Source organism: Streptomyces sp. NPDC002701 (assembly GCF_042889045.1).
Taxonomy (GTDB): Bacteria; Actinomycetota; Actinomycetes; order Streptomycetales; family Streptomycetaceae; genus Streptomyces.
On the sequence record NZ_JBIAQL010000015.1, the window covers coordinates 18,445 to 32,665 of the forward strand.

The 14,221-nt window shown below is 72.2% G+C and carries 12 protein-coding genes; 4 read left to right on the forward strand and 8 right to left on the reverse strand.

Going from position 1 to position 14,221, the window contains the following annotated elements; genetic code table 11:
* Position 1: 1 nt before the first annotated feature.
* Both ACFYXC_RS29900 and ACFYXC_RS29905 read right to left on the reverse strand, forming a co-directional pair.
* Positions 2-1,156: an acyl-CoA dehydrogenase gene (locus tag ACFYXC_RS29900; protein ID WP_389555092.1), complete on the reverse strand. Its 1,155-nt coding sequence runs from the start codon at positions 1,154-1,156 to the stop codon at positions 2-4.
* Positions 1,156-2,349 carry an amidohydrolase family protein gene (locus tag ACFYXC_RS29905; protein ID WP_388913267.1) on the reverse strand — a complete coding sequence of 398 codons (1,194 nt, stop codon included), beginning with the start codon at positions 2,347-2,349 and terminating at the stop codon, positions 1,156-1,158. The genes ACFYXC_RS29900 and ACFYXC_RS29905 overlap by 1 nt, the downstream gene beginning before the upstream one ends.
* Positions 2,350-2,482: 133 nt before the next feature.
* Here ACFYXC_RS29905 and ACFYXC_RS29910 point away from each other — a divergent pair, with 133 nt between their 5' ends.
* Positions 2,483-3,994, forward strand: coding sequence for a class I adenylate-forming enzyme family protein (locus ACFYXC_RS29910; RefSeq protein ID WP_389555094.1), 1,512 nt, complete (start codon positions 2,483-2,485; stop codon positions 3,992-3,994).
* Here ACFYXC_RS29910 and ACFYXC_RS29915 read toward each other — a convergent pair.
* A complete protein-coding gene (locus tag ACFYXC_RS29915) occupies positions 3,973-4,485 on the reverse strand; it encodes an EF-hand domain-containing protein (RefSeq protein ID WP_388913261.1) in 513 nt (170 codons plus the stop codon). The two genes, ACFYXC_RS29910 and ACFYXC_RS29915, sit on opposite strands and share 22 nt — an antisense overlap.
* 163 nt (positions 4,486-4,648) lie before the next feature.
* On the reverse strand, positions 4,649-5,023 hold the full coding sequence (locus ACFYXC_RS29920) for an STAS domain-containing protein (protein ID WP_388913258.1): 375 nt from the start codon (positions 5,021-5,023) through the stop codon (positions 4,649-4,651).
* Between the two features lie 395 nt (positions 5,024-5,418).
* Here ACFYXC_RS29920 and ACFYXC_RS29925 point away from each other — a divergent pair, with 395 nt between their 5' ends.
* Positions 5,419-6,000 carry a sigma-70 family RNA polymerase sigma factor gene (locus tag ACFYXC_RS29925; RefSeq protein WP_389555095.1) on the forward strand — a complete coding sequence of 194 codons (582 nt, stop codon included), beginning with the start codon at positions 5,419-5,421 and terminating at the stop codon, positions 5,998-6,000.
* The gene (locus ACFYXC_RS29930; protein ID WP_389555097.1) at positions 5,997-7,283 is read left to right on the forward strand and encodes a zf-HC2 domain-containing protein; all 1,287 of its coding nucleotides are present in this window, start codon (positions 5,997-5,999) and stop codon (positions 7,281-7,283) included. Before ACFYXC_RS29925 ends, ACFYXC_RS29930 begins: the two co-directional genes overlap by 4 nt.
* A gap of 239 nt (positions 7,284-7,522) precedes the next feature.
* Here the strand turns inward: ACFYXC_RS29930 and purU are convergent, their stop codons facing one another.
* Both purU and ACFYXC_RS29940 read right to left on the reverse strand, forming a co-directional pair.
* On the reverse strand, positions 7,523-8,374 hold the full coding sequence (gene purU, locus ACFYXC_RS29935; protein ID WP_389555099.1) for a formyltetrahydrofolate deformylase: 852 nt from the start codon (positions 8,372-8,374) through the stop codon (positions 7,523-7,525).
* Positions 8,375-8,545: 171 nt separating this feature from the next.
* A complete protein-coding gene (locus tag ACFYXC_RS29940) occupies positions 8,546-9,046 on the reverse strand; it encodes a hypothetical protein (RefSeq protein ID WP_388913246.1) in 501 nt (166 codons plus the stop codon).
* Positions 9,047-9,163: 117 nt separating this feature from the next.
* Between ACFYXC_RS29940 and ACFYXC_RS29945 the strand changes: the two genes are divergently transcribed.
* Positions 9,164-10,468, forward strand: coding sequence for an ABC transporter substrate-binding protein (locus ACFYXC_RS29945; protein ID WP_389555101.1), 1,305 nt, complete (start codon positions 9,164-9,166; stop codon positions 10,466-10,468).
* Here ACFYXC_RS29945 and ACFYXC_RS29950 read toward each other — a convergent pair whose 3' ends face one another.
* Both ACFYXC_RS29950 and ACFYXC_RS29955 read right to left on the reverse strand, forming a co-directional pair.
* Positions 10,469-12,421, reverse strand: a complete 1,953-nt coding sequence (locus ACFYXC_RS29950) for a hypothetical protein (RefSeq protein WP_389555102.1) — start codon at positions 12,419-12,421, stop codon at positions 10,469-10,471.
* Positions 12,422-12,762: 341 nt separating this feature from the next.
* Entirely contained in the window at positions 12,763-14,148 is a 1,386-nt protein-coding gene (locus ACFYXC_RS29955; protein ID WP_388913237.1) for a transcriptional regulator, read from the reverse strand.
* Positions 14,149-14,221 lie beyond the last annotated feature (73 nt).

The window sequence follows — 14,221 nt, forward strand, 5'->3', positions numbered from 1 at the left end:
GTCACCGTCCCTTCGGCAGGCCCAGGATCCGCTCCGCCACGATGTTCCGCTGGATCTGCGAGGTCCCGGCCGCGATGGTGTACGAGAGCGACGACAGCCGGTCCACCGTCCACTCCCGGCCCAGGTCGAGCGCCTCGGGGCCCAGCACCTCCGCCGCCGCGTCGTAGAGCTCCTGGCGTGCCTGCGAGTACCGCAGCTTGAAGACGGAACCGCCGACGCCCGGCACCGCCCCGGTGTGCTCGGACTCGCTCACGTTCCACTGGGTCAGCCGCCACAGGGCCCGGAACTCGGCGTTGAGCCTGCCGAGCCCGCGGCGCAGCGGTACGTCGTCCCAGCGGCCGTTCTTCCGTGCCTCGCAGGCCAGTTGGCGCAGGACGCGCCGGCAGGCGACCACCTCGCCGGCGAAGGCGGTGCCGCGCTCGAAGGACAGCGTCACCATGGTCACGCGCCAGCCGTCGTTCTCCTCACCGACCCGGTGGGCGACGGGCACCCGTACCTCGTCGAGGAAGACCTCGGCGAACTCGGCCGAACCGGTGAGGGTACGCAGGGGACGTACCGTGATCCCCGGCGCGTCCATCGGCAGGGCGAGCCACGAGATCCCCCGGTGCTTCGGCGCCCGCGGATCGGTGCGCACCAACAGCTCGCACCAGTCGGCGACTTCGGCGTGCGAGGTCCAGAGCTTGGAACCGCTGACCACGTAGTCGTCGCCGTCGCGCCACGCGCGCGTGCGCAGCGACGCGAGGTCCGAGCCGGCGTCCGGCTCGCTGAACCCCTGGCACCACACCTCCTCGCCGCGCAGGACCGGCGGCAGCCAGCGCGCCCGCTGCTCAGGGCTCCCCTCGGCGGCGATGGTGGGCCCGGCGTGCAGCAGCCCGACGAAATTGGCCCCCACATAGGGGGCGCCCGCGTTCTCGGTCTCCTCCAGGAAGATCAGGTGCCGGGTCGGCGTGGCCCCGCGGCCGCCGGCGTCCACGGGCCAGTGGAGGCCCGCGTACCCGGCGTCGTACAGCCGCCGCTGCCAGCCGAGGTCGTACGCGCGCCGCCCGGGCCAGTCGCCGGGCGAGGGTTTCGCCGGCAGTCCCGGGAGCACCTCGGCGAGCCATTCCCGCAGCCGTGCCCGGAACTCCTCGTCCTCGGCCGAGTACGAGAGGTCCATCACCTGTCGAGATCCAGGTCCAGCATGCGGATGGCGTTGCCTCGCATCAGCTTGTACACGGTCTCGTCGTCGAGGCCCTTCACATGGTCGAGGGCGACCTCCTTGGTGTGCGGGAAGGTCGAGTCGACGTGCGGGTAGTCGGTCTCGAAGGTCGCGTTGTCCCGGCCCACCACGTCCAGCGAGGCGACCCCGTGCTTGTCGCGGAAGAAGCAGCAGAAGATCTGCCGGTAGTAGTACGTGGACGGCGGCTCGGGGATCAGGTCGCGCACCCCGCCCCAGGCCCGGTGCTCCTGCCACACGTCGTCGGCCCGCTCCAGCGCGTACGGGATCCAGCCCATCTGGCCTTCGCTGTAGGCCAGTTTGAGGCGCGGGAACTTCACGAGCACACCGGAGAACAGGAAGTCCATCATCGACGCCATGGCGTTGTTGAAGCTCAGGGACGCCTGGACGGCGGGCGGGGCGTCCGGGGACGCGGCGGGCATCTGGCTGCTGCTGCCGATGTGCATGTTGACGACCGTGCCGGTCTCCTGGCAGACGGCGAAGAACGGGTCCCAGTACCCGGAGTGGATGGACGGCAGTCCCAGGTGGGTGGGGATCTCGGAGAAGGTCACGGCCCGCACGCCGCGGGCCGCGTTGCGGCGGATCTCGGCGACCGCGAGGCCGATGTCCCAGAGCGGGATGATGCACAGCGGGACGAGCCGGCCGCCGCTGTCGCCGCACCACTCCTCGACCATGAAGTCGTTGTACGCGCGCACGCAGGCGAGCGCGACCTCCTTGTCCTGCGCCTCGGCGAAGGTCTGTCCGCAGAACCGCGGGAAGGTCGGGAAGCACAGGCTCCCCTCCACGTGGTTGGCGTCCATGTCCTTGAGCCGCTCGGCCGGGTCCCAGCATCCGGGCCGCATCTCCTCGCGGGTGATGCCCTCCAGGGTCATCTCGTCCCGGTCGAAGCCGACGGCGGCGATGTTGCGCTTGTACGGGAACTGCAGGTCCTCGTAGATCCACCAGTCGGTCGGCGGCCCGTCCGGGTCCATCGTGATCCGGTACTTGCCCGCCACGTAGGCCAGTTCACCGATACCGGCCGTCAGCGGTTTCGGACCGCGGTCCCGGTACTTCCTCGGCAGCCAGGTCTCGAAGAGGTGCGCGGGCTCGATCACGTGGTCGTCGACGCTGATGATCCGGGGCAGCTCGGTCATGGTCCAGCCCTTTCCGGCAACATATCTGATGGACCGTCAGACGCAGGCTAGCCCCGCACCCCTGGACCGACAAGGCGCCGACGCCTACGCTCCCTGACCAATCTGACAACCCGTCAGCTCGGAGGGTACGGGCATGCCTACGGACACCGCACACGCGCTGGGCGCCTCCCGCACGTTCTGGGAACTGGTCGAGCGCCGCGCCGCGCTCACCCCCGACCGCCCGGTCCTCCTCCAGGACGACCGCACCCTCACCTTCGAGGAGCTGCGCTCCGGCGCGGAGAGGACGGCGGCGGGCCTGCACGCCATGGGCGTACGCCCCGGGACCGTGGTCGCCTGGCAGCTGCCCACCCGGATCGAGACGGTCCTGCTGGCGATGGCCCTGACCCGGATCGGAGCGGTCCAGTCCCCGGTGATCCCCTTCTACCGGGACCGCGAGGTGGCCTTCGCGCTGCGCGCGTCGGAGGCGGCCTTCTTCGCGGTACCGGGCCGGTGGCGCGGCTTCGACCACACGGCGATGGCGGAACGCGTCGGCGCACGCGGCGTCTTCGAGGCGTACGGCACCCTCCCCACCGGGGACCCGTCGACGCTCCCCCCGCCCCCCGCCACCGGCACCGACGTGCGCTGGATCTACTGGACCTCCGGGACGACGTCCGACCCCAAGGGCGTGCTGCACACGGACCGTTCGCTGATCGCCGGGGGCTCCTGCCTCGCCCACGCACTGCACCTGTCGGCCGACGACATCGGATCCATCGCGTTCCCCTTCGCGCACATCGGCGGCCCCGACTACCTGGTCATGCTGCTGCTGTACGGGTTCCCCGCCGTCCTCTTCGAGACGTTCACGCTGCCGGACGCCCTGGAGGGCTACCGCGAGCACGGGGTGACGGTGGCGGGCGGTTCCACGGCGTTCTACTCGATGTTCCTGGCCGAGCAGCGCAAGCGGCCGGACACACGGCTCATCCCGACCCTGCGCCTGCTCGCGGGCGGCGGCGCGCCCAAGCCTCCCGAGCTCCACCACGCCGTGGTACGCGAGATGGGGGTCCGCCTCACCCACGGATACGGCATGACCGAGGTCCCGATGATCACCATGGGCTCACCGGACGACACGGAGGAGAACCTCGCGACGACCGAGGGGAGACCCCCCGAGGGCATGGAGATCCGCATCACGGACGGGGAGGTGCGCCTGCGCGGGGAGGCCGTCTGCCGGGGCTACCTCGACCCGGCGCAGACCGCGGCGGCCTTCGACGACGACGGCTTCCTGATCACAGGAGACCTCGGACACCTCACCCCCACCGGCCACCTCGTCCTGACGGGCCGCCTGAAGGACGTCATCATCCGCAAGGGCGAGAACATCTCCGCGAAGGAGATAGAGGACCTGCTGCACGGTCATCCCGGCGTCGGCGACGTCGCGGTGATCGGCCTGCCGGACGCGGAGCGCGGGGAGCGGGTGTGCGCGGTCGTCGAACAGCCGCCGGCCGCCCGGCCGCTCACCCTGGCGGACCTGTCGTCCTATCTGCGCGCGGAAGGACTGTCCGTCCACAAGCTGCCGGAGCAACTGGAGGTGGTGGACGCCCTTCCGCGCAACGAGGCCCTGCGCAAGGTGCTCAAGTACAGGCTCAGGGAGCGCTACTCGGCAACCATGAAGTAGCGGGCGAACGCCTGCACGATGTCCGGCTCGGTCACCAGCCCGTCGGCGTCCGCGTCGAGCGTGCCCGCCGCGGTGGCGGCCGTCTCCTCGGACGCGCCCAGTGCGGTGAGGACCCGGGTGGTCTCCTTGACGGACACCGAGCCGTCCCCGTCGCCGTCCGCGACGGCGAGCGCCGCGTCCAGGAAGGGGCGGGCGATCTCGGCGAACCGGTCGGGGTTGTCCCGCAGCCGCTTCACGGCTCCGTTGACGAACTCCTCGCGGGTGATCCGCTGGTCGCCGTCACGGTCCGCTATGCCGGCCATGCCCTGCCAGAAGGCTTCCGCGCCGATGTACAGGGCCTGGCCCTTGTCGGACCGGGCCGCCGTGCCGAACTCGGCGAGCAGCGCCTTCGCCGCCGCGTTGAAGTCCTCGCGGTCGATGTAGCCGTTGCCGTCCTGGTCGAAGGTGGCGAACCGGGCAGCGATCTTCCGCTCGTACTCGGTACTGACCATGTCTTTTCGGGCCGCCTTACATCACGTGGGTGCGTCTGGCACGGAGCGTACGACGACCGGGACCCTCCGGGAGCCGGAAAACGACGCTTGTGCCAAGACCGGGGAAAATCCGCGACAACGGCGTCACGGACCTACAGACGATCTTCCCCGTACGTGACGGGATTCACGCGGGCAGTGAACTCGACTCGTCGTCGACGGCGGCCCCGACATCGGGATACACGTCGAAGAGCCTGCGCACACCGAGGGCGCCGAGGACCCGGTTCACATGCGACCCCTCCACGGCGCCCTGCGCGGGCAGGATCAACCGGAGCCGGCCCTGACAGGACTTGATCAGCCGGCGTCCGCCGATCAGGACCCCGACACCACTGGAGTCGCAGAACTGCACTCCGGACAGATCAAGCACGACGTCCCGCCGCCCGTCGGCCACGGCCTCGTGCATCCGCTGCCGCAGCACCGGTGACGTCACCAGATCCATCTCACCCGAGACCCGCACGACGGCCCAGCCGCGCTGCTCGCCTTCGGTCACCCTGAGCGTCACGCGCCTGTCCCTCGCTCGACGATGTCGGTCGCACCCGGACGGCCCGCAACGGCCGGACCGGAACGGAAACGGAAGGCACTCCTTCGCTTCCCTGCTGCGTGGCTGCCCCACCTCCCGCTCCGCGAAACACGGATTACCGAATCGCAACGAGCCCCTGCCGACCGGTTCCGGTCGGCCCCGATCAGAACAAGTCGGCGCCCCGGCGCACGGAGCGTGCGCCCACCCCTGCACCACGTGATCGGCGCCCTACCATCCGGGCTCCTTCCAGGGGCGCGCATTGCCACAAAGGGGCGTGCGCGGTCAGAGGTGCCGACTACATTCGTGAGGAGGCCGGAGAGGAGAATCCGGTGGACACAGGGACAGGCGCACGGCACGGACAGGGGCGAGGGGGCCTGATGGCCAACAGGGACGCGCCACCCCGCTGGGACCGCAAGATGCAGCAGCGGCTCGCGCGGGGAGAGGCTGCCGCGCTCGGTGAGCTCTACGACCGATTCGCTTCGCTCGTGCACGGCCTTGCCCATCGCGTGCTCGGAGATGAGCGCGCGGCCGACAGCATCACCCGCGAGGTCTTCACCCACGTCTGGGAGAACCCCGAGGCGTACGACCCGAAGCAGGGCCCTCTGCGTTCCTGGGTCGCCACCCTGACCCACCGCCTCGCCGTCCAGCGCCTGCGCACCACGGAGACCGCGGCGCTCGCCCACGAGGGCACGGACGACACCGACGAACTGGAACGCAGGGTCCGCCGCGCCTCGGTGGCGGCCCGCGCCGACTACATCGTCACGTCCATGCCGACCTCGCTGCGGGCCGCCCTGGAACTCGCCTACTTCCAGCGCCGCGGCTACCGCCAGACAGCCGCCGACCTGGGCGTCACCGAGGACGAGGCCCGCCGCCGCCTGCGCCTCGGCCTCCAACTCCTGTCCACGGCCCACGACTCCGGCCCCTCCGGGACGCCGCCCGAACACGGGGGTACCCGGTGAACGGCACAAGCTCCTCCGGCGAGTACGACGAGGACGACGAAAAGAACGAGCCACCCCCACAGTCCCCCGACGCGCCCCCGGCACTCCCCACCCCTCTCCCTTCTTCTCCCCGCATACCCATGCCGCGCGCGTCCGTGGAGGACACGGGCCACCCCCTCCCCCTGTCCCTCGCCCCCGCTGCGCCGCCGGCCTTCGAACACCGGGTGCTGAAGGCCCTGCTCGGTGCCTGGGCGCTGGCAGCCTGCTCCCCCGAGGAGACGGCGGCCGTCGAGGACCACCTGGGGAGCTGCGGTGCCTGCGCGGACGAGGCCCTGCGCCTGCGCGAGGCGGTGGGCCTCCTGCACCCGCCCGAGAGCCTCGACCTGGACCCGGCCCTGCGCACCCGCGTCCTGGAGACGTGCCTGGGCCGCCGCCCGCCCCGCATCCCCGTCCCCGCCTGGGCCACCCCGTACGACGCCGAGACAGCCCGCCTGGACGCCCTGCTCCAGGACATCGGCGACGCCGAGTGGCACGCCCCGGTCCGCCTGCGCTGGTTCGACGGCGACGAACCGACGAGCCGGCGCACCACCGTCGCCGGAGTGATCACCCACCTCCTGACCGTGGACGGCCTCGTCGCCCTCGCGCTCGGCCTGGACGACCCCCTGGAAGCGGCGGCGGACACCCCCACGCCCGCCGGCCGCACCGAGGCGTACTGGGGCGCCGCCCACGTCCCGCCGACCCGCTCCGTACGGGGCCCATGGCGCGAGCAGGCGCATCACCTCGTCCGCACGGCGGCCTTCGCCGGCGGCGGCTCCGGCCGCCTCCCGGTCCCGTACGGCGACTTCGAACTCCCGCTGCGGGACGCGATGCTGGATCGCGCCTTCGAGACCTGGGTCCACGCGGGAGACATCGCGGACGCGGTCGACTACCCCTACCAGCCGCCCTCGCCCCGCCATCTGCACGCGATGATCGACCTGGGTGCCCGGCTGCTCCCGTCGGCCCTGGCCGCCCGCCGCCGGGCGGGCCTCGCAGCCCCGGGACCGACCCGCCACCTGGTCCCGGGTCGCAGTCTGCGCCTGGAGATCGAGGGTTCGGGCGGCGGGGAGTGGCTCATCCCGCTCGACTCGCCCGGCGCCGCACCCTCCCCCGACCACGAGGTGGCGCACGTGGCCCTGGACGGCGTGGAGTTCTGCCAGCTGGCAGCGGGCCACGTCTCCCCCGAGGAGGCGGCGGCCGGCCAGCTGGGCGACCGCGAGGCGATCAGAGACGTCCTCTTCGCAGCGGCCTCACTGAGCCGCATGTAGACGCCCCGCAGCCGCGAGACGTCGGAAGGGGGCCGGGGCGACGTGTCCGCCCGCAGCGGATGGCGCGTCCGCTCCGGGCTCCCCGCAAACGGCTCAGTCGCGCCAGACCGAGGATCGGACATGTCACGCCGGCCCCCGACCCCCCGCCCCACGGCAGGCGCCCGAAACGCCCCCGTCACCCACCCACGCCGACCCGGCCACCCCCGGCAGGGCCCTCACCCGCACCCTCGGCCGGTCCCTCAGTCGAAGACGACGGTCCGTCGCCCGTTCAGCATGATCCGCCGCTCGGCATGCCACTTCACCGCCCGGGCCAGCGCCTGGCACTCCACGTCCCGCCCCACGGCGACGAGCTGCTCCGGCGTGGCCTGGTGCCCCACCCGCTCGACCTCCTGCTCGATGATCGGCCCCTCGTCGAGGTCGGCCGTCACGTAGTGCGCGGTAGCGCCGATCAGCTTCACCCCGCGCACATGCGCCTGGTGATACGGCTTCGCACCCTTGAAGCTCGGCAGGAACGAGTGGTGGATGTTGATGATCCGCCCGCTCAACTGCTTGCACAGATCGTCCGAGAGCACCTGCATGTACCGGGCGAGCACCACGAGCTCGACGTCCTGCTCCCGCACCAGCTGCAGCAACTCCGCCTCGGCCTGCGGCTTGGTGTCCTTGGTGACCGGGATGTGCCGGAACGGCACGCCGTACGAGGCCACGAGTTCGGCGAAGTCCGTGTGGTTGGACACCACAGCGGCGATCTCGACCGGCAGCGCCCCGATCCGCGCCCGGAACAGCAGGTCGTTCAGACAGTGCCCGAACCTGCTGACCATCAGCACGACCCGCATCCTCTCCTCGGCCCGGTGGATCTGCCACTCCATCTGGAAGGAGTCACCGATCGCCGCGAAGCTCGCCCGCAGCTTCTCCAGCGTCACCGGCGACTCGGCCGAGAAGTGGACCCGCATGAAGAACAGCTTCGTGTCGTGGTCACCGAACTGCTGGCTGTCCTCGATGTTGCAGCCGGTCATGAAGAGGTAACTCGACACGGCGTGCACGATGCCCTGCTTGTCGGGGCAGGAAAGCGTCAGGACGTACTGCTCGTTCATGTGCGCCAGGGTCCCATACGGGACCCCGCCCCCACGCACTCGCCCGCGATCCGGACGGCCCCCGTCAGGGGCGCGGGGAACGGCGCGCTCGCCCCCCACCGGCCCGCACGGATCCACGCACCCCCAAGCGCCCGGGACCACGCACCCTCAGCCGCCCGGAACCACGCACCCTTACGCGGACCGCGTCATGATCCGCAGAACCTCGAGCGTCCGGGGCGGAACATCCGGCTCCTCCCCGTCGCTCACGGCCATCCGCACGTGCGCGTCCCGAGCCGCCCGCACCGCCTCCGGCCACCCCGGGTGGTCGAGATACGCGGAGACGGGCGCGTCGGGCCCCACCTGATGCATGATCCGCAGCACCCGCAGCACGGCGGAGTCGACGAGCGCCGCCTCCTGGGAGTCCCGGAAGATCGTCCCGACGTATTTCTCGGCGGACCAGTTGTCCAGCCAGGTGTCCTCGACGAGGCGGTAGACGGCGTCGGTCACGTCCCCGTACCCGTCGACCCCCGCGAGCCATATCCCCCGCTGGAACTCGGTGTCGGAAAGCATGTGCAGCGCGGAGCGCACATTGCTGCGCCAGCGCCACCACGGCATGTCGTTCAGTGGCATGCCGCCCATGGTGGATGAGCGACGCCCGCGACGGGAAGAGTTCTCCGAACCTTGCACGGTCACCGATCGTACGTTCCCACCGGACCGGCCCGCCCCGCACCCCGCTGTTCACCCTCCTGTCACCATGCGTTGACCAAGGGTGACACCGGCCGTAGCGGTGTGACGGAATCGTGTGGGTACATGACCGGCAGGCGACCCACGCGCACCTTCCTCCCCGCAGCCCGCGTCCTCCGTCTCCCCTTCACCAGGGCCAGAGTGCTGTTCGCGGGCGCGCTGGCGCTGAGTGTGTCGACAGCCGTCGGGTGCGGTGTCGTCCCCGGTACCACGGGGGGTTCGGGGGGCGACACCATCACCGTCATGACCTGGGCGCCCGAGAAGACCAGAACGACCAACAAGCCCGGAATGCCCGCCATGGCGAAGGCGTACGCGCGCTGGGTCAACTCCCACGGCGGCATCAACGGCCGCAAGCTCGAAGTGCTGACCTGCAACGACCGCAACGATACGGTGGGCGCCGCGAGCTGCGCCCGCCGCGCGGTCGAGGCGAACGTCGTCGCGGTCGTCGGTTCGTACAGCCAGCACGCCCGGTCCTTCTTCTCCCCGCTGGAGGCGGCCGGCATCCCCTACCTCGGCGGCTACGGCGTCACCGACGACGAGTTCACCAGCCCGCTCTCCTACCCGGTCAACGGCGGCCAGCCCTCCCTGCTGGCCGGCCTCGGCCAGCAGCTCGCCAGGACCTGCGGCCCGGTGACGCTCATCCGTCCCGACACGATCGCCGGCGACGAACTGCCCGTACTGCTCGACTCCGGGCTGACGGCGGCGGGGCACGCGGCCTCCGTCGACCAGCGGGCCGCCGAGGACGCCACGGAGTACGCGGGGCACGCCCGGCGGGCGCTCCAGCGGTCCACGACGGATCCGCAGGAGGAGGGGTGCGTGATCCCCGCGCTGGGCGACCGCACGGACATCTTCATGGACTCCTTCCGGCGGGCCCGCGAGGAGTACCCGACGGTGCACACGGCGTCCGTGCTGGGCAGCGTCGACCAGTCGATGATCGACGCGACGGGCCGTACCTACGAGGGCGCGTACGTGACCGGCTGGTATCCGGCGTCGAGCGACAAGCGGTGGAAGCCGATGCGCGAGGTCATCCGGCAGGAGGCGTTCGGCGACAACCGGATCGACGTCGCCGACCCCGGTGTGCAGACGACCTGGGTCGCGTACACCGCCCTGCAGAAGGCCGTCGAGTCGCTGGGTGAGGGCGAGGTCTCCTCGCGGACGCTGCGGCGCACGCTCGACGACGGGCTGAGGATCGACACGGGCGGACTGACGCCGACCCTGAGCTGGAGCTTCCAGGACCTGATCGCCGCGAGCGGCTTCCCGCGGCTGGTCAACGCGGACGTGACCTTCCAGGTGGTGCGCAAGGGCAAGCTGGTCACGGAACGCACGGGCTTCGTGAACGTGTCGAAGGTCCTGGAGAAGACCACGATCTGATCAGAGCTGCCCGGGCTGGCGCTCCGTCAGTCCGTAGGTGTGCGCGATCGAGTTCCACAGCTTCGCGGCCTTGGCCTTCTGCAGGGTCGCGGTGCCGCTCTCCCGGTTGCCGGCCGCGGTCTGGCCGGTGGAGCGGGCCTGGCCCTTGGTGCAGCCCTTCTTGCCCGCGGCCTGGTCGGCCCACGCCGCGTAGTGCTTGTCCGCCGAGGCGGACGCCTTCCAGGCACTGTTGAGCGCGGCGGTCAGCTGCGCGTGGTTCTCCAGCTTGTCGACGGTGAGCCCCGAGAGACGTGTGACCAGGTCGTTGCGCTGCTTCGCCGCGTTGCGCAGGTCGGTGGCGGCCTGGCCGAGATTGGTGCACTTGCGTACGTTGTCGACGGCCTTGACCACCGAGTCACGGCTGTTGCCGCTGTCCGCGAGGAGCTTGTCCAGGGCCACGGCCTGCGCCTCCTCCGGCCCCACGGACTCGGCACCGGAGTCCTCGGTGGCCGGCGCGGTCGCCGCCACCGTCGTGTTCTCGGCGCTCTTGTCGTCGCTCCCGCCGCCGCTGAGCAGGGCGCCGGCGCCGATGCCGAGCACGGCGATGCCCACGCCGACGGCGGCGATGAGCGGTACGCGGGACCGGGAGGACCGGCCACCGCGGCCGTGGTCACCGTCCGCCGCGGCCCGTCGCCCGCCGCGCCCGCCCGGCCCGTCGGGGGCCGTCGGTGCGCCCGCGCCGACGGGGGTGCCGAAACCGGACGGCGTACCGAATCCGGCCGGAGCGCCGAACTCCGGTGAGGCGCCGCCCGGTTGTCTGCCCGGCCGCCTCCCCTGCTGCCGGGCCCGCGGCTGCTCGAACCGCGGAAGCTGCTGCGTGGAGCCTCCCGCGTCGGCCCCCGCGTCGGACCGGAAGAGGTTGTCGAACTCGGCCGGCGGCTGCTGCCGGTCCTCCGGCCCGCCCGGCCGTACCCCGTACCCGGGCGCGCCGGGCTGTGCGGGGACCGGTGCCATGAACTGCGTGGGCTGGGCGTCGGGGTCCACGGCCGGGGGCAGGGGCCCCGCGCCGTTGCCGCCGGACACCGGCCCGGGGCCGTCCTTCGGGACGCGGCCGAGGTACCGGGTGGACTCGGCGGACGTCGCCGCGGGTGCCGTACCCGCGGCGGGCATCTCAGGCGGCAGCGCGCCCGGGCCGACCGGCGGAAGGAACTGCGTGGCGCCCTCGTCCGCGGGCCCGGCCGCGGCGACGGGCGGCAGGAACTGGGTCGCGCCCTCGTCCATCGGGGCGCCGGGTATCGCGCCGCCGGGCGTCTGCGGGGCGCCCCACTGCCCGCCGGAACCCTGGGTCCCGTACTGCTCCGAGGGCTCCGGGTACCGCGTGCCCTGCCCGCCGGACGCGTCCCAGCCCGAGCCACCCGGCGCACCGGACCCCTGGCCCTGCACGTGCTGGTTCTGTCCGTGCTGGTTCTGTCCGTGCCGGCCCTGCGTCTGCTGTCCCTGTCCGTGCCGGCCCTGAGGGCTCCGGCCCCGCATGTCCTGCTGCGGTACGCCCTGGTCCGGCGCGGAGCCGTCCCAGCTCGGGGGCTGCTCCCCCGGGCCGCCCGTGCCCCGGGGCGAGGCGCTCCAACTCGAGATCTGCGAGCCCTGCGCGTCCTGCCCCTGGGAGGCACCGGGCCCCGCCTCGGGCGTGCCGTATCCGGAGCCCTGCGCACCCGGTGCGCCCTGGCCCTGGTCCTGACCCTGGTCCGCTCTGCCCCATTCGTCCCCGGACGACCAGCCGCCCTGCCCGGGCTCCTGGGGAGCCTGCGGTGCGGGCCGCGGGCCCCACGGCTGGTCCCACGCCTGACCGCCCGCCGGGACCGCACGGTCGCCCGTCTGCCCCGGCAGGAGGGGCTCGCCGCCGTCGGACGGCAGCACGATGCCTTCGCGCGCGGGTCGCGCCGAGGGCTCGTCGCCCTGTCCGTTGTGCGTCACCGGGACTCCTACGAATGGGGGACCTTCGGAATCGTCGGTTCACGCTACCGGGTCTCCGCAGGCCGGTGCCACGCAGCACAGGACGTGACTCCCGCCACCGGGGACAGCGGGTGACAAACCGCCCACCGGGACGCTGTTCGAGCCCCTGTTTCACGCCTCTTTTCACCATGCGTGCTTCGTCACACGCACGTTCACGCCCTGGCAGCCCAAGAGGGGCGCGGCCCGGAGCACTTCTCGGCCGTGACCTCCGACCGGAGTGATCCGGACAACACCCCTCGGGTTCCGGACAGCATGCCGCGGGTGCCGGACGGCGCCCTCCGTGCCCGGAGGGCGCCCGTTCGTCAGGCAGCCGCCTGGAGGTCCATCCGCGCCCCGAACTCCCGTACCACGGGCTCCTCCCGGTACGGGTCCAGTCGCTGCTGGAAGTCCTCCAGGTACTCCGCGCCGCGGTTCGAGCGCAGTGTGCCCAGCAGTTCGACCGCGCGCAGACCCGTGTGGCACGCCTGCTCCACCTCGCGCTGCTGCACCTGCGCGGTGGCGAGCAGCACATACCCGATCGCGCGCCGCCGGGCCCGCGACTCCGGATGCCCGGCGAGGGACTCCTCCGCACGCCGCGCGGCCGCCTCGGCCTGGCCGAGGTCCCGGTGACAGTGCGCCAGCTCGTCGGCCAGGTACGCCTCGTCGAAGTGCGCGATCCAGCGCGGGTCGTCCCCCGAGTCCGGGTCGGCCTGCTCCAGCGCCGCCACGGCCCGGCCGGACGCGGCCTGTGCCGAGCGCGCGTCACCCATCAGCGCGTGCCCGCGCGCCTCCGCGGCGTGGAACATGGACTCCGCGCGCGGTGTGACCCGCCCGCGCGCCCCCTCCTGCGCCGCCCGCGCCAACTGCGCGATCTCCCGCGGATTCCCGAGCTGCGCGGCCAGGTGGCTCATGGACGCGGCGAGCACGTATCCGCCGTAGCCACGGTCGCCCGCCGCCTGGGCGAGCCGCAGCGCCTGGATGTAGTAGCGCTGCGCGAGCCCCGGCTGCCCGGTGTCGATCGCCATGTAGCCCGCCAGCTCCGTCAACCGCGCGACGGCCGCGAAGAGTTCCCGGCCGACCGCCTCCCGGTACGAACCCGCCAGCAGCCCCGAGACGACACTGTTCAGGTAGTGCACGACGACGGGGCGCACATGCCCGCTGCCGTACTGGTGGTCGAGGTCGACGAGCGCCTGGGTCATCGCGGTGACCGCCGCCACGTCGGACTGCCCGACCCTCGGCCCGGCCGAGCGCGACACCTGCGCGTCCGGCGAGGAGATCAGCCAGTCCCGGCTCGGCTCGACGAGCGCGGAGGCCGCGACGGACGAGCCGGACAGGAAGTCCCGGCGCCCCACGTCACTGCGCCACAGCTCGCAGACCTGCTCGATCGCGCCGAGGACCGTCGGGGAGAACTGCAGGCCCACGCCCGAGGCGAGGTTCTTGCCGTTCGCCATGCCGATCTCGTCGATCGTGACGGTCCGGCCCAGTTTGCGGCCCAGCGCCTCGGCGATGATCGCGGGCGCCCGGCCCCGCGGCTGCTGTCCGCGCAGCCAGCGCGCCACGGACGTCTTGTCGTAGCGCAGGTCCAGACCGTGCTCCGCGCCGCACATGTTGACCCGGCGGGCCAGACCGGCGTTCGAACAGCCTGCTTCCTGGATGAGCGCCTGCAGTCGTTCGTTCGGCTGCCGCGCGACGAGCGGCCTTGCGGCCATTGGCGTACCCCCTGTGGCTGCGGTGCCTGCCCACGCGCACCGAGTTGATGAGCCCTCAGTGACCGGGACCTCC

What these genes read in the sequence shown, in the direction of transcription:
- ACFYXC_RS29910 (WP_389555094.1), top strand. Translation starts at nt 2,483, where the DNA reads ATGCCTACGGACACCGCACACGCGCTGGGCGCCTCCCGCACGTTCTGG.
- ACFYXC_RS29900 (WP_389555092.1), bottom strand. Translation starts at nt 1,156, where the DNA reads ATGGACCTCTCGTACTCGGCCGAGGACGAGGAGTTCCGGGCACGGCTG.
- purU (WP_389555099.1), bottom strand. Translation starts at nt 8,374, where the DNA reads ATGAACGAGCAGTACGTCCTGACGCTTTCCTGCCCCGACAAGCAGGGC.
- ACFYXC_RS29905 (WP_388913267.1), bottom strand. Translation starts at nt 2,349, where the DNA reads ATGACCGAGCTGCCCCGGATCATCAGCGTCGACGACCACGTGATCGAG.
- ACFYXC_RS29925 (WP_389555095.1), top strand. Translation starts at nt 5,419, where the DNA reads ATGGCCAACAGGGACGCGCCACCCCGCTGGGACCGCAAGATGCAGCAG.
- ACFYXC_RS29915 (WP_388913261.1), bottom strand. Translation starts at nt 4,485, where the DNA reads ATGGTCAGTACCGAGTACGAGCGGAAGATCGCTGCCCGGTTCGCCACC.
- ACFYXC_RS29945 (WP_389555101.1), top strand. Translation starts at nt 9,164, where the DNA reads ATGACCGGCAGGCGACCCACGCGCACCTTCCTCCCCGCAGCCCGCGTC.
- ACFYXC_RS29955 (WP_388913237.1), bottom strand. Translation starts at nt 14,148, where the DNA reads ATGGCCGCAAGGCCGCTCGTCGCGCGGCAGCCGAACGAACGACTGCAG.